Source organism: uncultured Rummeliibacillus sp., assembly GCF_934216135.1.
Taxonomy (GTDB): Bacteria; Bacillota; Bacilli; order Bacillales_A; family Planococcaceae; genus Rummeliibacillus.
Genome location: NZ_CAKQBI010000017.1, coordinates 31,865 through 53,185, shown reverse-complemented (window position 1 = coordinate 53,185; position 21,321 = coordinate 31,865). Strand labels below are relative to the sequence as shown.

Here is a 21,321-nt window from a genome sequence, read left to right as displayed (position 1 = left end):
AGTTAGCTTTTGAAACATTCCTTTTTTTCTCTTGCACGAATGGGGCTATGCCATAAAAAAAGATGCCATCTGAAAATACAGATGACATCTCCTATTATTTAAAAGGGGTAAGTTTTATGTTATTTCGATAGATTAATATACAGTTTACCAGCAGCTTTTTGACGTGTTTCGTTTTTGAAGCTGTCGACCGCTTTAACTTCGATCACTGCTCCGTCTGCTACAGTTCCATCTGGTACAGTCCAGTATCCTACATAATGACCATCTGATTCTTCAGTCAGTGGGAGTTCTGTAGCGTTTGATACAGTATCATTTACGTTTGTTAATGGCATGTGGATGAGGAATGTTGCTTTCACATCCGGCTCACTATCAAAGACGATTTTAACTGTTTTACCAGTTGTCAATGTAAGATCTTTTGCTGGTGTTAAGTTTTCAATTACTGGTGCAGTGTAATCTGCAGTTACAGTTACTTTTTTCGTTACTTTATTTTTTGCTTTGTCTTGTGCAACTACTTTGATCTCATTAGTACCTTCATCTAAAAGGATACGAAGAGAGTATTTACCGTTTGATACTTTGGCTTCTTTGCCGTTTACTTTAACCCAGTCAAGGTTAGCATCAGCAATTGTTCCTTCAACTGTTACAGTTTCACGATTTGTTTTTGAGCTATCTTGTGGACTGTCGATAGTCAAAGTAGGATTTTCTGTATCTAAAGTTACTTTAATCGCTTCAGATTCTCCAGTTACTTTACCAGCCAGTTTAGATACTGCTGATAACGTGTTCTCCCCTTCTACTAGTGTAGCTGGGATTGAGAATTTACCGTCAGAGCCAACAACTACTTTACCAGCTTCTTTGCCATTTTGTTTTAGGGTGATTTCTGTTGTTGGTGAAGCCTTCCCTTCAACTTGAACCGCAGATTCACTTGTTACCGACTCTGCTACTGGTGAAGTGATAACTGGTGCATTCACCTCATAGCTAACGCGTGCGCGAATCATATAGTTACCCTCTTCTGCTGGTGATTTAGACCATGTGCCAGAAACAGCTTGATAACTTCTTTCCGCATTTTTGCCATCTTCATCTGTTGCAAGGCCAGGAGCATTTGGATTTGCATTTGTTTGGCGATATACCATATAGAAGTCGCCGTTAACAATGATATTGTGCTCACTTAAGTCAACAACAGTCCATTCGCCATTACGTAGAGCAGTTGCATTAATTGGACCTGCAAGTTTTTTACCTGGAGTACCTTCAGCACCAGTTGCATCCCATACTTCTACTTCAAATGCTGTGCCACCAGGGTTTGGCCATGTTGTATCCCAGAAACGGAATACGCCATCTGTTACAATCCCTTGCTTTTCGTTTTCTGGGAGTGACATTTTCACTGCCCATGCATTACCTGCTGCATTGAATGCACGTGCATTTTCAGCCGTTCCATCATCGTATCCAATTTCTCCACCTGGGTAAGTGTAGAATGGTTTTAATTGAATATCCTTCGATTTTGCTTCTTCACCGATTGAAACGGTAAACTCTTGGCTATTGTATCCACGAGCAACTACTTTTAATGTATAGTCCCCATGATAAGCTTTAATAGAGTAATTACCTTCAGCATCTGTTGTTACAGGTGCAATATTTGCATCTTCTTTAAGAAGAATTGTTGCGCCTTCGATTCCTTCACCCGTTGACTCATCAGTAATCTTACCGCTTACTGTGTTTTGAGCGATTTCTTGTAATGTGAAGTTAGCCGTTGATGTTTCATCTGCTTCAACTGTTACAGATTGCTGTTTAGACGTGAATCCATAAGCTTCCGCTTTTGCTGTAAATGTTCCTGTACTATGTTTCAATGAATATGAACCTGTAGCAGGATCTGAATATACAGAACGATTAGATTCTAAAATGCTTACTTGTGCTCCTAATGGTAGAAGTGTTGGATTGACAACTTTTTCTTCAACAGGAACTGATTCTTTTTCAGGTTTTGTTGGTTTAATAGTTTTAGGATCAATCGCTTCTTTTTTAGAATTCTTGTCTTTTCCTTTACCACTTACAACAATCACACCTGTTTTCTTATCTTTACCTTTTGATACTTTGCTAGTTTGAGAACTGTCTGTTAATGCTATGTCATCAATATACCAGCCTTCTTTTTGAACACTTGAATCTGAGAATCCATTAAAGCCAATATAAATTCGTTGACCAGCATATGCAGATAGGTCGACTTCAGCATCTAGCCAACCATTCGACGCGCCAGAAACTCTCATTAGTTGTGTCCAGTCTTCTTTGTTTGTTGAGACGAAGACTGTGCCATAATCATATTCCCTACCAGAAGTAGACTTTTCAAAATTAAACCATTGTTTAAATTGTAAAAATGCATTTCCTTCTGGAAGATCGATTGGTGGCATCACTAATGTTGCATTCATACTGTTCGCATAGTTTCCTGCTAAATTAGTAGCATAAACTTTTTCACCAGATGCAGCATTTCCTGGGCCAGAAGTTGGTTTACCCCATTCCCAGCTATTTTGGTTACCAAATGATGTCCATCCAACTGGTTGGGATTCTAAGTCTTCAGAATAACCTACTGTAATGCCTGGTTTGACTTTTACAGTGTACTCATCACTTACAACTTCATTGTTACCAAAATCATTGACAACCCATTTATATTTGAAGTCACCAACTGGAACATTTTCGCCAGGGACTTTCACACTGAATTCGCCTGATTTATAGTCGCCAGATTTACGGACTGCTTCGATATTTTTCCAATCGCCGTTAGCAGCTTTATATTTTAAAACAACAGATGCAACGCTAATATTATCTGATGCAGTTGCAGTTAGCTCTAAATCCATACCCGCATAAGTTTCTTTTGGTGCAGTATGTTTTAGGACTGGTGCTTCATCATCTTCACCTTGCTTCGTTACTTGTCCATCAATAGTTCCTAGACCAGTAGCGATGGATGATACTGCTTGGTAAGCGTCAACTAATCCATATCCATAACCATGGTTTGGCGTTTGAGGATATTGTGAGTCTGTTAATGGTGTTGCTGTTTCGAGTAAGATGTCCTCCATCTCGTCAACAGTTAAATTTGCACTCACTTGACGTAAAAGTGCTGCTACACCAGAAACAGCTGGACCAGCCATAGATGTTCCATTCCATCCACCTTCATAAGCGCCACCTGGTACAGATGAACGGATATTAACTCCTGGAGCAGAGATATCTGGTTTTATTTTGTCATATGGTGATGGCCCACGTAATGAGAAGCTTGCTACTTTGTTATTGATATCAATTGCGCCTGTTGCAAAACTTTCAGGATAGTTTGCTGGTGCTGCTACTGAACCAGCTCCACCTGGATTTGTTAGTGTTGTGTTTCCTGCAGAGAACTCTGGGAAAATTTCAGCTGCACGCCAATTTCGTACAACGTCACGGTACCATTCATCAAGTCCAGGACCGCCGCCCCATGAATTGTTTACTACGTCAGGTGCCATATCTACTCGTGCGTTACCGCTTGAGTCTGTTGGCGCCAAAATCCATTCTGCTGCTTCTAAAAGGTCTGTATCTGTTCCACCATTAGAAGTAAATGCTTTAACGGAGATGAATTTTGCTCCGGGTGCTACACCGATTTGGTTGGTGCCATTCGGTTCGCTACCGACCATTGTTCCTGTTACATGTGTTCCATGTCCAAGATCGTCGTATGGGGTAGCTCGTCCAGCTGAGGTTGCGTCAAACCAGTTAAAATCGTTTGATACTTGCCCAGTAGCCTTATTGTACCCACGATACTTTTCTTTCAATGCGGGGTGGTCCCATTGAACACCAGTATCAATACTTGCGACTACCGTACCGCTACCATCAATACCCATCTCCCAAGCTTCTGGAGCTTTTACACGTTCAACATTCCACTCAATACTTGAAGTTTTAGCTTTTTCTTCAACTGCATTTTTTGCTTTTGTTTCAGCAGTTTTTTTCGTTTTAGGTAGATCCTTCACTTTCAAAAATGATGGATCTTCTTCAGAACTTACCTTGGTCGTATAAAGTTGGCGTGTTTCATTTGGTAGTACTTTTTCTACTTCCTCAAAAGTTGCAACCTTCTCAGCTACCTCTTTTGTAGCCGTAACAGCCATACCATTTACGATATAGTAAGACTCAATGTCTTTTGCATTGCCCTTTTTAACTTCTTTCTCAAGATATTGCTTTACGGATTCTTGTGATTCAAGAGATGTCGCCTTTAAATCCGATACTACTGCAGAGCGTTGCACAAATTTCGTTTGTTGTGCTGATAGGTTGTCCTTCTCTGCACTTTTTCTAGCTTGTGTAGCTACTTTGTTGACAGATGATTTGTCTTTAAATTTAATCAAGAAAGTTAGTTTTTCATCATCTTTGAAATCCTCTAGTAAACTATTACTTACTTTATTTTTTACAACAATTGAATTTTGATTGGACTCACTGAATGATGAGTGAATCTCATTTGTTTTCGCTCCTGCAATGTTGGGCGTTAGCATCGAAAATGCCATAAGTGCTGATGTAGCAAGACTCAATGCTTTAGCATAACGTCCTTTCCTTTCCATTCGCATTCCTCCCTCTATTTTTTGGGTGTTACTCGTTTTCTAGATGTAAGAAAATTTAAGATAACTTAATAAGTCCAAAGAAAAAGAAAACACCTTTCCCCCCTTTCCCAAATGGCATTTAGGTAAATAGATTCAAAGGTGTGGATACATTCTCTAGTTGTTAAAGTTACTATATATTAACAAAATCAAAAATTTTGTTAGTCTATGTCGAAAGTTTTTAGAATTTTCAAAATTAATCGTTTTCTACTAATCACATGGGGGACTTTAGTATTTAATTTAGAGGATTGAAAACCGAATCTAACTACTAAAAGTGCCTGTTATTACTGGTTTCATGGGGATTTTAAAAGTGATTAATATAATAACCTTATAATTCATAAAATAAAAAATGCATAATTACACCCAAAAAGGATAAAAGCATGTCATTTGGATATTTAAATTTTAATTACTAATCAGTAAAAAATAACTATAACAATTTCTAGCTATTAGACAATAAAGTTATTTTTCTTGATTTGGTATTTGTTATATATCAAGCTCTAATTGTATTTAGTTATTTATTTCCATATAAAAATTGAATATCTACTCTTTTTATCCGCATAGGTCCATTTATGTGTTATAAATTTTCTTATTTATAGGATGAATTTTCTATATATGTACTTTTGTATGTACTTGTGTCTATATGTCTCAATTTAAAATAAGTGCCAAACAGTTAAATTAGATTTAGTCATTTAGTTATGGGTTTGATTTGTAAAAAGTTTGGATTAGAGTACATAATCTTCCTTAGATTCATCTATTTACTGTCATTAATGTTTAGCCTTGCATATGTTTGGGTAAGGATGAAAAGAAATTGGGGGATGATGATGAGGAGGTTATGGAGACGCTTAGGGCTGGATTTTTTTGATGCGGTGATTTGGATTTATGGAGGAAGTATGGCGGTTTTGTTTCTCTTGCTATTTGTTTTTTTCTGGATTCGTTAGATTAATGCGTTTTCTCATTAATTTCTAAGTGAAAATTTTATATAAGAGGGATAATTTGTTGTGGAAGGTGCATGTTATCTTTATTGTGCGATGGGATTATCGAATTATCTAGCTGCACGTCAAAAGCACCTAGTCATTTAGCAATGAATAGGTGCTTTTTAAGAGTGTTGCGTATTCAATTTCTTAAGTCCTCCATAGGTTTTAAATCTTTTGCAAGTGTGTAAAATAACTCTTCATCGCGTTGTTCTAAAGCTTCATCGATCAACCGTAAGCGATTGGAATCTTCCAGTTCTTTTATGAGTATATCCAATTCTGATGGTGCCTCTAAAAGCTGTTCACCACGTTTCAATTGCAGTTCATCTAAAATTAGTTCTAGGTGATCGTGAATATTTGAAACAAGTAATAATTGATACAAAGGTAGACGTATGAAACGACTGCCCTTTTGGAATACGAAAACTTCAGATAGGTTTTCAATTTGTAATGATGATAGATTAATCACTATTTCCTTTCCTTCTACAGGGATGAAATGGAATAATTCCTCATCCTTAATAATAGAGAAGTATTGGTAAGCAAAGACCATTTTCAGGCGAGCACCATCTCGTTTCGTGTAGAAAGGTTCCATTCTTTTTACTTCTAACATAGGCCCCCTCCTTCGAAGGAATATTCTGATTATTAATATAGTATCATTAAACACTCTTAAATGACACTAAAATATTTGTCGTCTTTTCAGAACTTTTCTGCTGTTTTCAGCAAATTAAAACAACGTTACATGACTTTGTATTGAAAAACTTCCTTTTACATTTACGAATAGTATGAAAAAGATTTATAATGAAAGGAAAGTTTTTTTGCAGGAGCGATGATATGAATACGAATATTTCTGATATTGCCAAACGTTACGAGGATTTTATTCGTAATCAAATGGCTCAAATTAGTTTAGATCTTCATACAACAAATAGTGAAGATGACGAGTTAGTCAGACGTGCTGCTTTTTTAGCTCGTCATAACTATGTAAAGATTACTACTTATAGTGAAGAACGTAATGTCATTTCTTTTGTAGTTCAAGACGCAACACCGACGAACGTGACATTTCAAATAAATTCTGACAGTCTAACTTGTGATTGTCCAAAAGAACATTGGTGCCGTCATAAACTGGCGGCTTTGTTTGTTCTATATCAATATATTGATTCTTTATCAACATGGCTTGAAGGATTTCGGGCGAAAAAATCAGCTCAGATGAATTTGTTAAAAGATGAGCGATCTCCAGAAGCTTGGTTGCGTTTAGTTCAGAATGTTTATAAGAGCAATTTGTACAGTCAACCTGTTATGAATCCATATTTAGTTGAGAGTATTTTCGCTGATATGCAACGACAAATTTTCCAGCATACTCCGCTTGAGCGTGAATGGCAAAGCTTATATAAATTATTTACGCATATTGCTTTGTTATCTCACACATGGAAACATCTGCATCCGACAAACGAATCTTATAAAACATATTACAATAATTTTATAGAACATGAAGCAGAAAAAGTGAAGGATTTTATTCGCTTAACTTCTTCAAAACCTCGTCTTTTTGCGACAGACCCTTTCTATGATACATTGCAAAAAATAGTCAATTATTTTTTGTTACACCAAAAAGGCTACTTTGAACAAAGGTTATACATCTATACGTTTTTCTGGGAATCTATGTTTAATGAGAAATCCCGTCGAGAAACAGAACTAGCTTTGATCAAGAATGATCGACATATTGCTGATGATGTTAAAGTTGAAAGTATTGAATCGATGTTCTTAATCATGTTAAAAAAATACGATCAACTTGAACAAAAGCTTATCGATTTAAATGAAGCGGATATGCTTATATGGATGGATTTAGCAAGATTTGCAGACCGCAACGAAGATGACCAAGCGCTTTCCATGATTGTACGTGCAATGCTTCCTTATTTAAACTCATTCATCAATAGTTGGCTATCAACCCGATATCGCTCAGCATTTGTGAATGCTTTCAATAAATTATGTTCAAAAGTTCATCTTAATGACGAAGAAGCAGAAGTTTTATTTTCAGCTTCAGGTATGTACGGTATGCAACCTTATTCTCTGTTTTTAATAGAACGTGGTCGCTTTACTGAATGGACCGCACTTCATCATCGTTTTCCTTCTTCGCTTGCCTATTTGGAGCTGTGTGGATTAAAAACGGTATTAGAAGAAAAACCTGAGGTACTTCTGCCGCTTTATCATGCACTTGCTATGAATGAGTTAAATCAAAAATCACGTCAACATTATAAACAAGCTGTACGTGTTTGGAAGAAGATGAAGGCTGCTGCAAAGAAAAGTGGTAAAACGGAGTTTTGGAATGATTATGTCGATCAAACACGTCAACAATATAAACGTCTTCGTGCATTACAAGAAGAAATTGAGAAAGGAAACTTGAAGCTATGACTATGAATGCAACAGTACCGGATACTTTTTTAAAAACAATCTCTCTTAGTGTAGAAACTGAATCCGGACAATCCTTTTCTTTGCAAGCACACGATCAGAATGGTTCGCCATTACTTGCAACTGAATGGCTATCCTTTCTTTTCTTTCAATACGAACCTGCTTTTTATGGTCTTACAGCAAATCATACATCGTATACTATTACCCTTTCACCACTTGAAATGGTGGAATTGTTTTCAGATGAAAATAAACATCCATTCATTTCGTACGTTGGCATTGATGAAAACTCAAATAATTGGTTAAACGCTTCTGCTAATGCTTCTAAATATTGGTATAGCAAAGATCTGTGGAAAAATATCTCTGTTGGAGAAGATGATTTTACAATCGATTTATCAATCGATGATCAGGTGAAAGAACTACTGCAAATGGCGATTATTCAAAAGCTATTAGGAGCAGGATTAACTATACATGATTTACCTTCTCTCCTTCCTTTCTTCCGCAATGGCGGTTGGCCGATCAAGCCGAAAAAAGTTGATGATGCAGTGTTTGTTGGCTTACGTTTACGGGAACCCGGAGAAAATCAAGAAGAGTGGTTCCTTGAGACCGTTATTCGAAATAAAAAAAGTGCTAACTATTGGGCTCCACCTATGCGAAAAAGAAGACTCCCAATTGAAAATGCATTACCCGAAAAATGGGTCCAACAAGCAGAAGGGATTAAGCAACTTCAACAACAAGTAATTGGGTTATTGCGTAGTCATGATTATATGAAAGACGTCAGTGCAGAATATTTTCTTTCTGTAAACTTGAAAGATCCTGAAGTACGAGAATTTTTGCGCATAGATTTTGCTCGTCTACAAGCTCTAGGCTTTGAGATTGTACTTCCCGGATGGCTCAAGGATCTCAAAGATTCTCGTATTAAAGTTCGTGCCAGTGCAAATACTGCCTCTAATTATAAGTCTGCTGCTGGTTTACAAGAGATTTTAACGTTTGATTGGAAGCTTTCGTTAAATGGTCAAGAGATTTCAGTTGAACAGTTCCAACAAATGGTGAATGATAATCGTGAGTTTATACGAGCTGGTACTGAATGGGTAAAAGTCGACGCTGCTTGGATGCAAGAAATTCAAAAATTGATGGATCGAGCAGAAAATGAAAATTGGACAGTTAAAGATTTATTATTCCAAGAGTTACCAGAGGAGCTTACTATTCCAGATGAAGAAGAGGAAGATGATGACCGAGATGATCCTTTCTTCCAATTTGAAATGCAACAATCTCTTCGTGACTATGTACAAACGTTGGTTGATAAGAAGGGTATGCCTGCTATTAAAGTTTCTGATCATTTACAAGCTTCTTTGCGTCCTTATCAACAAGAAGGATTTGAATGGCTAGTCTTTATGCGTGATCAAAACTTTGGAGCTTGCTTAGCTGATGATATGGGGCTTGGGAAAACTGTTCAGCTGATATCTTACTTACTTCATGTATATGATCATGAAAATGATGCTCCGCCTACACTTATCATTTGCCCTACATCTGTACTTGGAAACTGGCAAAAGGAATTAGAGCGTTTTGCTCCTTCTTTAAAGGTATATTTACATTATGGTTCAAACCGTTTAAAGGATGTCGCTTTTGATAAATTTATAGATAAAGAACGACCTCAAGTTGTCTTGTCTACGTACGGGACGATTACACAAGATGTCGATATGCTTGAAAATCATGATTGGACGAATATTACTCTTGATGAGGCCCAAAATATTAAAAATATGCATACGAAACAATCTAAAGCTATCAGAAGGCTTCACGGCAGACATAATATAGCTTTAACAGGAACACCTGTTGAGAACCGATTATCAGAGCTTTGGGCTATTTTCGACTTTATCTATAGAGGTTATTTAGGTAGTTTTTCTCGATTCCAAGAAGAATATATCGCTCCAATTGAACGCGATGAATCAGAAAGCCATAAAGAACGATTACGAAAGAAAATTCAACCGTTCTTATTGCGTCGTACAAAACGAGATCCTGCTCTTATGTTGAATTTACCTGACAAACTTGAGCAAAGAGAGTATTGTCCACTAACTGAGGAACAGGCTGTTCTTTATGAAAGTTTTATACAAGAAACGATGCAAAAGTTGCAGACATTATCTGGGTTTGAACGAAAAGGTCTTATCTTGAAAATGCTTAGTAAGTTAAAACAGCTTTGTAATCACCCTGCCCTCTATTTAAAAGAACCATTCGAAGGGGCTAAAGAGATGCTTAGCCGTTCAGAGAAACTAGAGCGAATTGTCACACTTGCATCTGATATCGCCAACAATCAAGAACAGTGTTTAATCTTCACGCAATATATTGGAATGGGGCATCTACTACAACATTGTCTATCTGAGCTATATGATATTGATGTACCATTTTTGACAGGTAGTATGCCGAAACAGCAGCGTGATTATTTCGTGGAATCATTCCAAAAAGGAGAATTCCCTATATTCATCCTATCATTAAAAGCTGGAGGTACTGGTCTGAACTTAACTGCGGCAAACCATGTCCTTCATGCCGATCGTTGGTGGAATCCAGCTGTTGAAAACCAGGCAACTGACCGTGCATACCGTATTGGGCAAACGCAATTTGTCCATGTTCATAAATTTATTACGACAGGAACTATCGAAGAGAAAATTGATACTTTGCTGTCTGAAAAACAAGCACTATCAGAAGAACTAATTCAATCCAGTCAATGGATCACAGAATTAAAAGACGAAGAAATTATGGATTTGTTATCTTTTAACTTTTAGAAGGAAAGTAGTTGAATGGGAATCATATTCCTTATTCAACTACTTTTTTGCTTAAAAGAGTGTCTATTGTTTATAGCCACATTTAAAACACTCTTCTATCATCAGTTATTAGACTATTATGTACAGATAAAGTCATGCTATGATGACTTCATCCGCTTGTTACCCCATAGACAAAGTTTTAAAACGCCTTTTCATCTTGAATAGTATATCCCCAAATATACTATTCTCTTATATTACAACTACGTATTTTCGTTATGTATGCTGTACATAACGAATTTTGTTATTTATACAGCAATTTTTGAATTGTTCCATAGGATGATCGATTGGTTAATTTATTTGGATCAATTCATCAAACCTATTGGCGCGGTCTTTCCAGTAGGATTTGCTGTACTAACTATGTTTCTGACAAATATTAGAATTTGATAGGATATGATTACTTTATCCTATTGGTAAACTTGCTTCTTCTTTTGGTAATACAAAACCTTCTGGAATTTCTTGAGATTGCCCAGATGTTGTTTGCAAAGTTGTCTGTTCTTTTTGTTCTGATGTTTTTTGAACACCTTTATCCTCACGTTCTTTTAATGCTAAAAAGCGTATCTCTTCAGCAACTACTTCAACGACAAAGACTCTTTTTCCATCATCACGCTCGTAGGACCTTGTTTGCAGTCGGCCCCCAACCCCAATTAGTGAGCCTTTACCGCAATACTTCACTACATTTGTAGCTAGTTTACCCCAAACAGAGCATGGGACGAAATCTGCATCAATCTCTCCATGAGCATTTTTGTAATTTCGATTGACTGCTATGATAAAACTGGTTTGCACCCTCCCTTCTGATAATTGTCGTAATTCTGGATCTTTTGTAATCCGTCCAACAAGGGCAACTTGGTTCAAGCTGTCACCTCCTTTCTTCTAACTTATCCATATCATAATGACATTGCGTATTTTGCGCAAAATGGCGAAATAATGATTTTGTACTTCTTTTTATGTACAAAATTGCGTTTTAAAAGCACACATTTTGTTGTAAATTGCGCCATTATTAGGTTTCTTAATTTACAAAAACTATGCAAAATACTATTTTAGCTAATTTTTTATATGTTATAATTATTAAAAAAATTGGTCGAAAGCTAGGTGAGTTCATTCAGTGAAGACATTTAAAATGTTGTCGTTGGAACTATTGAAAGATGAAAAATTACAATCCTACCCACTAACCGATGGAATCATTATTAATCAAGAGAGTAGTCATAAATCTTGGATTTTAGAGATGTATATAGATCGACAATATGCCACTGACTTTGCCCCTTATAAAGGGACAGATACTATTTTAAATGTACGTGCTGTAATTTCTTATCCAGATAATGAGCCTGCAACTTTTCGAGTAGTTGTTCAAGACATCATCGAAATGCCAGATCATAAGCATGTTTCGGTATTATTAAAGGGAACTTTAAATTCAGGTCGACGCCAATACGCCGAACAATTACTTTTAGAACTTGTTGAACAAGGCTTAAAAGGAAATGAGCTTCTTGAAAAATTCAAATCCGATATGCGAACGAGACCGCGATTAAAGAGTTCAACTCAAACCAAAAAATAAAAACTTAGCATATCCTAGATTGGATATGCTAAGTTTTTTTATCTTTTGTTATTATCCATTACGCCGTTATTATCAGTAACATCATTGACACCACGTTTAACGTCATCTGTTACATCATTGACGCCATTTTCAATGTCATTGACACCTTCATTGATACCTCGTTCAACAGGATGATTCACACTATCATTTACACCATCATTAGTGATGCCATCATCAGTAACACCTTCGTTAACACCTCTATTTGTATCTTCCATAGGTGTTTCTGTACGAGTATCCTCGACGGCTTTATTGTTACATCCTACCAATAAAAGTCCGGAAAAAAGTAAGATCGCAGCTGACTGCTTCCACATTTTTATTTCCTCCTTCCATCATATTTTTTAAATCACTACACGCTGTGTGCGATTCAAAAATAGGATGCGCGAAAAAAATAAAACTATCCTTAAAATTGATAAATGATTTTAGTTATTATGGGCATCATTATAAGAACAAATTTCAACATTTAATCTTGCCAAATAAAAAACCGTTTCAAACTTAGTATGTTCGAAACGGTATCATTTATTAGTCTTCGTTTTGTTGAGCTGGTCCAATTGCAAAAAGAATATCTGCTTCGCTCACAAGCTCACCATCTACTGTTACTTTACCATGACCTTTTCCCATAACACCGCGGAGTTTTGTAAACTCAACTTCAATATGAAGTTGATCTCCTGGTGTTACTTGGCGTTTAAAGCGTGCGTTATCAACACCTGTTAGAAACGCTAAATGGCCTTGGAATTTTTCCGATTTTAGTAGTGCTACCCCACCAACTTGCGCCATTGCCTCAATAATTAGTACACCTGGCATTACTGGATATCCAGGGAAATGGCCAGTGAAAAATGGTTCGTTTATAGAAACGTTTTTAATACCTACAGCTCGTTTCCCCTCTTCGATTTCAATAATACGGTCCACTAAAAGAAAAGGATAACGATGCGGAAGTATTTTTTGAATTTGATCTACAGTTAGCATTTTCTTCCCCCTATTGCTTATTAGGATTGTTTGCCATTCATAATATCAAGCATATGTTGCCATGTTGCTGGGTTTAGTACGCTTAGCGGATTCCCATCACCAATGACACCATAACCAATCGCCGAACCAGCAAATGCTGCAATGACAAGTAATACAACTACAATGATGATTCGGAGACTGATTGAAAAAAGGCTTGATGAGATCCATTTTCCACCTATACGTTCATCAGCAAGTTCTTTATTTTGCTTTGCTTCTCTGCGAGTACGCGGTTGCGGTGTTGGTTTTTCAGTTCTCTGTTCAGTTGAATTATTTGTCATTACATAATCTCCTCTATAAACAATTACTTATCTTATTCCGTTAACTAGTCCCATCATTTGATCGGCCATCGTTATCGTTCGAGCGTTGAATTGATAAGAGCGTTGAGTATTAATAAGTTCTGTCATTTCTTTTGAAATATCTACGTTAGACATTTCAAGGCTACCATTTTGCATACCTATTTGTGTACGATTTGCACCTTGTAAGTTTTGCAAAACATCAGCTCTTGTAACACCCAATTGATTAAAATTATTAGGCAATCCAATATATGTATCAGATATATGTTCCATCAATTGAGGCTTTTTAATCTGTGTGATACCCATTTCAATTTTGACGCTTGTATTATTATTATACTGAACATTTAGCGTTCCGTCCTCCGAAACAGCAAAGTCTTTTGCCCCATCTTTCAACACGATGGCATTACCATTGGCATCTGTTACTGGATAGCCATCTGTATTGACTAGCATTACATTACCGTTTTTTATAGGCGAAAGATAAAAGTCGCCTTGTCTTGTATAAGCTGTTTTTGTGCCATTTTTACCATCTGGCATCAACACATTAAAATATTGGTTTTCTTTTGTAAATGCAAAGTCGAGTGCACGATTTGTTTGTTGAAGGCCACCTTGTTTTGTATTCAATTGTGCCTGAGCTAAACGAGCTCCCACACCTATACGAATACCGACTGGTGATTGTCGCTTTGTTTTGTCTTCTTCATCGTTTTTAAATTCTTGGTATAGCAATTCGCCAAATTTAGCTTCCTTTGCTTTGAAGCCATGTGTATTGCTATTTGCCATATTGTTACCGATTGTATCCAACTGTTGTTGTAGTTGTGACATTGTATTTGAAGCCGAAATCATTGTACGTATCATTTACGTAAACCTCCTAAGTAACCCAAAATACTAAATCTACGGTACTAGCTTGCTGTTTTAGCAGAGTAGATATTATACTTTGCCAATTTCGTTTGCAGCTTTATCCATACTTTTATCGTACGCTTGTAGTATTTTTTGGTTTGCTTCAAAGGCCCTATAAGCGGTCATCATATCGGTCATTGTACGAGCTGCATCAACGTTCGAACGTTCTGTGTAACCTTGTTTTACAGAAAAGCTAACATTATTTACGTTATAAGCGGATGGAAGTGGTTGTCCATCACTTGTGTAGTATAATCCAGTATCACGCTTTGCCAATGTATCTGGTTGTGCTGAATAAGATACGCCTAAGCGTGCTACCTGTTGCCCATTTTCCATAATTGAGCCGTCTTCTGTAATTTGGAAATCTTCACTTTGTAGTGTAATTTTCTTGCCTTGATCTGACAGTACATAATACCCTTGAGCATTCACTAAATTACCTGCAGCATCAATTGTGAAGTTGCCATTACGGGTGTACGCTTCTCCGCCTGTCGGATTTTGAAGACGGTAAAAAACAGCGCCAGGCTTTCCTGTTTCACCGTTCACTGGTAAGTTACCATTTACTAGTGCTACATCTGTTGGAAGCTCTGTTTCAGTAATTTGTCCTTGTGAATAATCTGGTAATGTTTCTTGCATATAAACACCTGTTCCAAGTGCACCAATTTGTTTAGATGAACTACCTTCAAAGCCGTTTTCTACATTAGCAGTTCCACTTTTTGTAATACGCGATAATAACATATTGGGAAATGAGCGGATGGTAGATTGATCTGCTTTATAACCAGGTGTGTTTGCATTTGCGATATTGTTTGATAAAAGTTCAGTACGACGCTGTTGTGCAATCATTCCTGAAGCAACTGTATAAAATCCACGAAACATCGCTTTCATCCTTTCAATAAAATAAGATTTATATTCTTATTTTATTTCGGTTATTTTTTTCGACTCTTTGGTGTTTTATCAATATTTTCTAACAATACGCCTGTTCCAACAGCTACACAGTTCATAGGATTTTCTGCGATAAAGACAGGTACTTTTAGTTCATCTGTTAATAAATGATCTAAACCATGAAGTAAAGCACCACCACCTGTAACCATTACACCGCGATCAATAATATCCGCTGATAATTCTGGTGGGGTCTTTTCAAGAACATTTTTTGCAGATTGCACGATAAGTGAAACAGATTCATGTAATGCTTTTTCAATTTCATGCGAATGAATTTCGATTATACGTGGTAATCCTGTAACGAGATCACGTCCGCGAATTTCCATGCTTTCATCTCGTTCTTCAGGATAGACGGTACCAATTTGAATTTTGATATTCTCTGCAGTACGTTCGCCTATTAAGAGCTTGTACTCTTTTTTAATATACTGCAAAATATCATTATCAAATAAGTCACCCGCTACTTTGATGGATTCAGATGTTACGATATCACCCATTGATAGTACCGCTACGTCAGTAGTACCACCACCAATATCGATTACCATATTTCCGCTTGGTTGGAATATATCCATTCCTGCGCCAATCGCTGCTACCTTTGGCTCTTCTTCTAAGAAGACATTACGTCCGCCTGACTTTTCAGCTGCTTCACGAATAGCTTTTTGCTCTACACTTGTGATATTAGTTGGGCAACATATTAATATACGTGGCTTTGACATAATACCAGAGATATTTAATTTATTGATAAAGTATCTTAACATGGATTCTGTTACGTCAAAATCGGCAATAACGCCATCTTTTAATGGGCGAATAGCGATTATGTTCCCAGGTGTTCTACCGACCATCTTACGTGCTTCTTCTCCAACAGCTAGTACTTTGTTTGTATTTTTATCGATTGCAACAACAGATGGTTCGTTTAACACGATTCCTTTACCTTTTAAATGGATCAATACATTTGCTGTTCCTAAATCGATCCCAATATCTTTAGAAAACATGTTTTTTCCCCTTTCATTCCTTATCAATTCTTACTTAAAAAATTCGATATGTATCTAGAATATTTTAACATAGCATTGATTTAATTACATCTAATATTTCCTTAATATATAGGCATTTATATATATAAAATATGCCTTTTTACTTATTATTCCCATACATATGATATTTCAGTACTGTCGTTAGCAATCTTCTTTTTAAATAAAAGACAAAAAAAGACACCCTCACTATTCTAAATGCGAGGGTGTCTTTTTTTCTGCATTACGAGAAAGCCATTTTTGGCGTGTTGCCTCTCCTCCGCGAATATGACGGATGGATTTGTGGTAAGCCAGTATTTCACTTACCTCTTTTGCTAACTCCTCGTTTACTTGTGACAATCTTTCTGTAAGATCCTTATGGATGGTACTCTTGGAGTAACCTGTTTTTTGCGCTAAGGCTCTCACAGTCTGTTGCGACTCTTTAAGCATTAAACCAAGTTTTAGACATCGATTGCGAATATGTTCGTGCACATTCTCTTCCTTTCCACAATGTACGAACGTTTCTTCACCTTATGTCTAAAACCTTATACTTAGAACCTAGTCGTCAGAATTATCTAAAAAGCAAGTAAGCTTTTTGGATTGATAAGTTTACCTTCTTGCATTACTTCAAAGTAAAGATGTGTTCCAGCAGTTGGATTGTATTCGTTGGAAATTGCTTTACCAAGTGTTTGTCCTTGTTCTACTTTATCCCCTTTTTTAACTTTGATATCACCAACAGAACTGTACTTTGTAGTCATACCATTAGAATGGGATATTGTAACTTCATTTCCAATAAACGAGTCGTCTTTTACTTCTTCTACTGTTCCGCTAAGTGCAGCAAGAACATCGAAGCCCTCACCGTTAACTGAAATGGCAATACCGTCACTTGTTGTAAACGTTTGGTTAAATACAAGTAGGGCACCTTCTCTAGATTCTTCACTTGCCTCAACATCGTAGTAGTCCTGAATTACTTTTGCATCTTTTAAGAGTGCTTCTTTAAATGGATACTTCATAGATTCGGCTTTTGCGTTTGTCTCTACAGATGGAGTCTCTTCTTTTGAAACTGTTATTTTCTTAGTGCCTGTCTCATTTGAAGAGTTCGTTAATGCCGAATAACCCCAAACACCTGCGACTAGTAGAATCGAAAAGCTTGCGTAAATTACCGGCCAAAACCAGCGCTGTTTTGTAACATTTCCTTTTTTTGGAGTAGGTTTATTCTTATTTTCCTCTCTCATTTTCATCACCTCATTTGCTATTGTTGTCAATAGCTTGAGAGTTTAAACATAGAGAAGAAGATTTTTTTAGTTTTTCTATTTTTACGTGTTGATAGAAATGATGAAGGATCTCTTTTACACCTGCCCCCTTTTCTGCGAGTGCCTTGGCACCATATTGACTCATCCCTACTCCGTGGCCGTATCCGGTTGTTTTTACTTGAATCGTATTTTTGTCCGTATTCCATTTAATCGTGAAGTCTGTTGACGCTAATTGCAGTTTTTGGCGTACTTCTCTACCAGACCACTTATAGTCTCCAGATTTAATGGTTTCAACTCTTCCAGAACTATTATGAGAGATTTTCATATTTTGTATTTGTGATTTTGTCCATGTCTCATTGAAGGCTGCATTCCATTGTTGAAGTGTGAAATTATAAGTTGTGTGATATCTTGGTGATTCTTTTTCATTTGTAGGAACAGAGACCGATTGAAGATAAGGAATGGCGTGACCACTATAACTTTTTGCACTTTCTGTTTGTCCATTACTTGTTGAAAAGAACATAGCTGTAATTAGTTCATCTTCATAAACTAATACTTGTCCTTTTGTTTCTTGTACTGCTTTTCTTATTTTCTTTTCATTTTTCTTAAAAGTTTTTCCCCAGCCCTTTTTTCTTTGCTCTTTGTTGGCAAATGCTTGAGCTGATACATTTGGCTCTATCGCATTTTCACCAAAATTGGTACGTTTTAAAGCGAACGTTCGGGAGGCGATAGCTTGTGCCTTTAAGGCTTCAAGAGGGAAAGAAGCAGGCATTTCTGCAGCTAAAACCCCTACTAGGTACTCTTCAAGTGAATACGTTTCTTTTTTTCCTTGAATCTGAATTTGAATATTACATTCATCGTCCTTTACTGTATTTTCCTTCCCCTGAGTCTGTTTTCCTGCAGCTTCTGAGGATGGAATGGATTTGGTCTCCTTGTCCTTGTTTAAAAAAGTTGGCAATATGAATAAAACGGCGATAATAAGTAGAATATAGAGATGTATTTTTTTCATAATCTATGAATATGAGATTGCATTGCTTTTTATGATTTTTTTGAAAAGATTTTCTTTTTAAGCATATAAAAACCCACTACATGCATATGTATGTAGTGGGTCCCATATTAACGAAAAATCAGTTTGTTTGAAGTTCTTTTTCAAATACTTCTTCTGATGAAATTCGTTCAATTTCTGCACCTAGTGAAGCTAGCTTTTTGTGGAAATTAACATATCCACGATCTAAATGTCTTAGCTCTGAAACACGTGTAACGCCTTCTGCAACTAATCCAGCGAGAATTAATGCAGCGGCTGCACGTAAGTCGGTTGCCGCAACTTCGGCACCTTGTAACTTACATGGTCCATCAATAATAACAGAACGTCCGTCAATTTTCGCATTTGCATTCATACGACGGAATTCTTCAACATGCATAAATCGATTTTCAAAAACAGTTTCTGTAATGACGCTTGCACCTTGTGCTACTAGCATTAGTGCCATCATTTGTGATTGCATATCTGTAGGGAATCCAGGATGAGGCATAGTTTTAATATCTACTGCTTTCAAAGGATGAGTTGCACGGATACGTAAACCTTCAGCTTCTTCTTCAATTTCGACGCCCATTTCGCGCATTTTTGAAACAAGCGCAGTTAAATGCTCAGGAACTGCATTTTCGATTAATACATCGCCACCTGTAATCGCTGCAGCAATCATAAATGTTCCAGCTTCGATTCGATCAGGGATAATTGAGTGTGTTGTACCATGTAATTTTTCGACACCTTCAATACGAATCGTATCTGTTCCAGCACCAACTACTTTACCACCCATTTCATTGATAAAGTTTGCTAAATCCACTATTTCAGGTTCTTTTGCGGCATTTTCAATGATTGTTGTGCCTTCTGCTAATGCTGCACCAGTAAGAATATTCTCAGTAGCACCTACACTAGGAAAGTCAAGATAAATTTTAGCACCTTTTAAGCGGCCTTCTGTTGAAGCTTCTACATATCCATGTCCTGTAGAAATTTTCGCTCCCATTAACTCAAAGCCTTTCAAATGAATATCAATTGGTCGTGAACCAATTGCACATCCACCTGGCATTGCAACACGTGCATAACCATTACGTGCTAAAAGTGGTCCCATTACTAAAATAGATGCACGCATTTTACGTACATATTCAAATTGAGCTTCTGACGAAATCTGTCCAGATGCGTCGATTTCGACAATATTTTCAGCGCTTGAAAACGAAAGGTCCACATTTAAGCTTTTTAATACCTCATCGATTGTATAAACGTCTGCCAAGTTCGGCACATTATTTATAATATTTTTTCCTTCAGATGCTAATAATGATGCTGCAAGTATTGGTAGAACTGCATTTTTTGCTCCTTCTACTTTTACATTTCCGTGTAAAACCTTGCCGCCTTTTACAACAATTTTCTCCACAATATGTCCCTCCGAACTTATTCTAAATAAACTTTCTTATATTTCAGCTCATAAAATTCTTTTTTTTAGTTGTTCAATGTAAATAATTAGTAACAAAGCAACTTTCATAATACCTTTTTTTCATGTTGTTGACAAGAACCGATTACACTATTTTAGATTTCTACGAATAAATAACTATAGTAATACTATATTACGTTAAAAAACTAGAAGTGTGTTAATAAATTTCCATTTGCGCTTAAAGAAAAACAATACTTGAGAAATTTAAACATGTTTCAACAAAATATTTCCTGGGTAATTAGTTACTCTATATGCAAAAGGAATAATGTAAACACATAATGCGACCAAAAAACGCACATAACTTTATTGTAATATAAAATGGATTAATACTGAAATAATTTCTACAATAAGTTTGTGCCATTATTTCTTTTGCATACAGAATACATTTAATTAAATAAATATGGTAATTGTTTAGACCACGTTGAAATGGCAATAAAGAAATTCGACACAGTTGATCCGATAGCAATACTTACTAAAATTAACAGTAGCTGAATTTGAAAGACATGATTTTTCTTAAAAACTTTTTCATACATGATTGCTTGTAATGCATAAAATGTTATTGCAATAAAGAAAATATGCGAACAAATTCCAATTAACGCATTTTGTCCTAAAGAAGCTGTTATTGAATCCATAGAGTCCTCCCTTTTTTCTTTTAAAAAAGCGAGCAGAAATAAAATTCTGCTCGCTTTAAAATTCATCTATTACTTAGATGTTACCCTCTTTAACGTTGATACGATTCATCGCGCGTTTTAAAGATAATTCTGCACGTTTGAAATCAATGTTATCTTGCTTACTTTGAAGTCGTTGTTCTGCACGTTTAACAGCTTCTTTTGCGCGAGCAATGTCGATATCATCGGCAATTTCTGCAGAAGGAGTTAAAATTGTAACTTTATCGGGACGAATCTCAACAAAGCCACCGCTTACTGCTACAACTTCAGTGTTATTGTCTTTTTTAAGACGAACAGCACTAACTGCTAATGGAGCAACTGTTGGAATATGTCCAGGCAGAATTCCCATTTCACCAGTTACAGTTTTCACAATAACCATGCTAACTTCTGAATCGTATACTGGGCCGTCGGGAGTGACAATGTTGACTACAGTCGTCTTCATATTTTTTCC

At 36.5% G+C, this 21,321-nt stretch carries 18 protein-coding genes; 3 read left to right on the top strand and 15 right to left on the bottom strand.

What is annotated here, in order from left to right:
- Positions 1–119 precede the first annotated feature (119 nt).
- A complete protein-coding gene (locus tag Q0977_RS11850; protein ID WP_299514116.1) occupies positions 120–4,538 on the bottom strand; it encodes a S8 family peptidase in 4,419 nt (1,472 codons plus the stop codon).
- 1,149 nt (positions 4,539–5,687) lie between these two features.
- Entirely contained in the window at positions 5,688–6,152 is a 465-nt protein-coding gene (locus Q0977_RS11845) for an IDEAL domain-containing protein (protein ID WP_119414123.1), read from the bottom strand.
- A gap of 221 nt (positions 6,153–6,373) precedes the next feature.
- Here Q0977_RS11845 and Q0977_RS11840 point away from each other — a divergent pair, with 221 nt between their 5' ends.
- Both Q0977_RS11840 and Q0977_RS11835 read left to right on the top strand, forming a co-directional pair.
- The gene (locus Q0977_RS11840; protein WP_119414122.1) at positions 6,374–7,945 is read left to right on the top strand and encodes a hypothetical protein; all 1,572 of its coding nucleotides are present in this window, start codon (positions 6,374–6,376) and stop codon (positions 7,943–7,945) included.
- A 2-nt stretch (positions 7,946–7,947) separates the two neighbouring features.
- Positions 7,948–10,716: a DEAD/DEAH box helicase gene (locus Q0977_RS11835; RefSeq protein ID WP_299514112.1), complete on the top strand. Its 2,769-nt coding sequence runs from the start codon at positions 7,948–7,950 to the stop codon at positions 10,714–10,716.
- A gap of 438 nt (positions 10,717–11,154) precedes the next feature.
- On the opposite strand, the gene Q0977_RS11830 is transcribed toward Q0977_RS11835, so the two are convergent.
- Complete coding sequence (locus Q0977_RS11830) at positions 11,155–11,607, bottom strand: single-stranded DNA-binding protein (RefSeq protein WP_119414121.1); 453 nt, start codon at positions 11,605–11,607, stop codon at positions 11,155–11,157.
- Positions 11,608–11,857: 250 nt separating this feature from the next.
- Between Q0977_RS11830 and Q0977_RS11825 the strand changes: the two genes are divergently transcribed.
- The gene (locus Q0977_RS11825) at positions 11,858–12,304 is read left to right on the top strand and encodes a YwpF family protein (RefSeq protein WP_119414120.1); all 447 of its coding nucleotides are present in this window, start codon (positions 11,858–11,860) and stop codon (positions 12,302–12,304) included.
- A 38-nt stretch (positions 12,305–12,342) separates the two neighbouring features.
- Here the strand turns inward: Q0977_RS11825 and Q0977_RS11820 are convergent, their stop codons facing one another.
- The 12 genes from Q0977_RS11820 to Q0977_RS11765 form a co-directional block, all read right to left on the bottom strand.
- On the bottom strand, positions 12,343–12,654 hold the full coding sequence (locus Q0977_RS11820) for a hypothetical protein (RefSeq protein ID WP_119414119.1): 312 nt from the start codon (positions 12,652–12,654) through the stop codon (positions 12,343–12,345).
- A gap of 208 nt (positions 12,655–12,862) precedes the next feature.
- Positions 12,863–13,306 carry a 3-hydroxyacyl-ACP dehydratase FabZ gene (gene fabZ / locus Q0977_RS11815; protein WP_119414118.1) on the bottom strand — a complete coding sequence of 148 codons (444 nt, stop codon included), beginning with the start codon at positions 13,304–13,306 and terminating at the stop codon, positions 12,863–12,865.
- A 20-nt stretch (positions 13,307–13,326) separates the two neighbouring features.
- Positions 13,327–13,623, bottom strand: coding sequence for a DNA-directed RNA polymerase subunit beta (locus Q0977_RS11810; protein ID WP_119414117.1), 297 nt, complete (start codon positions 13,621–13,623; stop codon positions 13,327–13,329).
- A 27-nt stretch (positions 13,624–13,650) separates the two neighbouring features.
- Complete coding sequence (locus Q0977_RS11805) at positions 13,651–14,490, bottom strand: flagellar hook-basal body protein (RefSeq protein WP_119414116.1); 840 nt, start codon at positions 14,488–14,490, stop codon at positions 13,651–13,653.
- Between the two features lie 72 nt (positions 14,491–14,562).
- Entirely contained in the window at positions 14,563–15,402 is an 840-nt protein-coding gene (locus tag Q0977_RS11800) for a flagellar hook-basal body protein (RefSeq protein WP_124217490.1), read from the bottom strand.
- Between the two features lie 50 nt (positions 15,403–15,452).
- Positions 15,453–16,454, bottom strand: a complete 1,002-nt coding sequence (locus Q0977_RS11795; RefSeq protein ID WP_124217489.1) for a rod shape-determining protein — start codon at positions 16,452–16,454, stop codon at positions 15,453–15,455.
- Between the two features lie 225 nt (positions 16,455–16,679).
- The gene (locus Q0977_RS11790; RefSeq protein WP_119414113.1) at positions 16,680–16,961 is read right to left on the bottom strand and encodes a sporulation transcriptional regulator SpoIIID; all 282 of its coding nucleotides are present in this window, start codon (positions 16,959–16,961) and stop codon (positions 16,680–16,682) included.
- 83 nt (positions 16,962–17,044) lie between these two features.
- Positions 17,045–17,704 (bottom strand): M23 family metallopeptidase, encoded by a 660-nt coding sequence (locus Q0977_RS11785; protein WP_119414112.1) that lies wholly within the window; start codon positions 17,702–17,704, stop codon positions 17,045–17,047.
- 10 nt (positions 17,705–17,714) lie between these two features.
- Positions 17,715–18,728 (bottom strand): stage II sporulation protein D, encoded by a 1,014-nt coding sequence (spoIID, locus tag Q0977_RS11780; RefSeq protein ID WP_299514095.1) that lies wholly within the window; start codon positions 18,726–18,728, stop codon positions 17,715–17,717.
- Positions 18,729–18,846: 118 nt separating this feature from the next.
- Positions 18,847–20,145 carry a UDP-N-acetylglucosamine 1-carboxyvinyltransferase gene (gene murA / locus Q0977_RS11775; protein WP_119414110.1) on the bottom strand — a complete coding sequence of 433 codons (1,299 nt, stop codon included), beginning with the start codon at positions 20,143–20,145 and terminating at the stop codon, positions 18,847–18,849.
- A gap of 443 nt (positions 20,146–20,588) precedes the next feature.
- Positions 20,589–20,834, bottom strand: coding sequence for a DUF1146 family protein (locus tag Q0977_RS11770; protein ID WP_119414109.1), 246 nt, complete (start codon positions 20,832–20,834; stop codon positions 20,589–20,591).
- A 73-nt stretch (positions 20,835–20,907) separates the two neighbouring features.
- Positions 20,908–21,312 carry a F0F1 ATP synthase subunit epsilon gene (locus Q0977_RS11765; RefSeq protein ID WP_119414108.1) on the bottom strand — a complete coding sequence of 135 codons (405 nt, stop codon included), beginning with the start codon at positions 21,310–21,312 and terminating at the stop codon, positions 20,908–20,910.
- Positions 21,313–21,321: the final 9 nt, after the last annotated feature.

Bases quoted from the DNA above. Each gene is read 5' to 3' on its own strand.
- Q0977_RS11850 (WP_299514116.1), bottom strand. From the start codon at position 4,538: ATGGAAAGGAAAGGACGTTATGCTAAAGCATTGAGTCTTGCTACATCA.
- Q0977_RS11845 (WP_119414123.1), bottom strand. From the start codon at position 6,152: ATGTTAGAAGTAAAAAGAATGGAACCTTTCTACACGAAACGAGATGGT.
- Q0977_RS11840 (WP_119414122.1), top strand. From the start codon at position 6,374: ATGAATACGAATATTTCTGATATTGCCAAACGTTACGAGGATTTTATT.
- Q0977_RS11835 (WP_299514112.1), top strand. From the start codon at position 7,948: ATGAATGCAACAGTACCGGATACTTTTTTAAAAACAATCTCTCTTAGT.
- Q0977_RS11820 (WP_119414119.1), bottom strand. From the start codon at position 12,654: ATGTGGAAGCAGTCAGCTGCGATCTTACTTTTTTCCGGACTTTTATTG.
- fabZ (WP_119414118.1), bottom strand. From the start codon at position 13,306: ATGCTAACTGTAGATCAAATTCAAAAAATACTTCCGCATCGTTATCCT.
- Q0977_RS11810 (WP_119414117.1), bottom strand. From the start codon at position 13,623: ATGACAAATAATTCAACTGAACAGAGAACTGAAAAACCAACACCGCAA.
- Q0977_RS11805 (WP_119414116.1), bottom strand. From the start codon at position 14,490: ATGATACGTACAATGATTTCGGCTTCAAATACAATGTCACAACTACAA.
- Q0977_RS11800 (WP_124217490.1), bottom strand. From the start codon at position 15,402: ATGTTTCGTGGATTTTATACAGTTGCTTCAGGAATGATTGCACAACAG.
- Q0977_RS11795 (WP_124217489.1), bottom strand. From the start codon at position 16,454: ATGTTTTCTAAAGATATTGGGATCGATTTAGGAACAGCAAATGTATTG.
- Q0977_RS11785 (WP_119414112.1), bottom strand. From the start codon at position 17,704: ATGAGAGAGGAAAATAAGAATAAACCTACTCCAAAAAAAGGAAATGTT.
- spoIID (WP_299514095.1), bottom strand. From the start codon at position 18,728: ATGAAAAAAATACATCTCTATATTCTACTTATTATCGCCGTTTTATTC.
- Q0977_RS11770 (WP_119414109.1), bottom strand. From the start codon at position 20,834: ATGGATTCAATAACAGCTTCTTTAGGACAAAATGCGTTAATTGGAATT.
- Q0977_RS11765 (WP_119414108.1), bottom strand. From the start codon at position 21,312: ATGAAGACGACTGTAGTCAACATTGTCACTCCCGACGGCCCAGTATAC.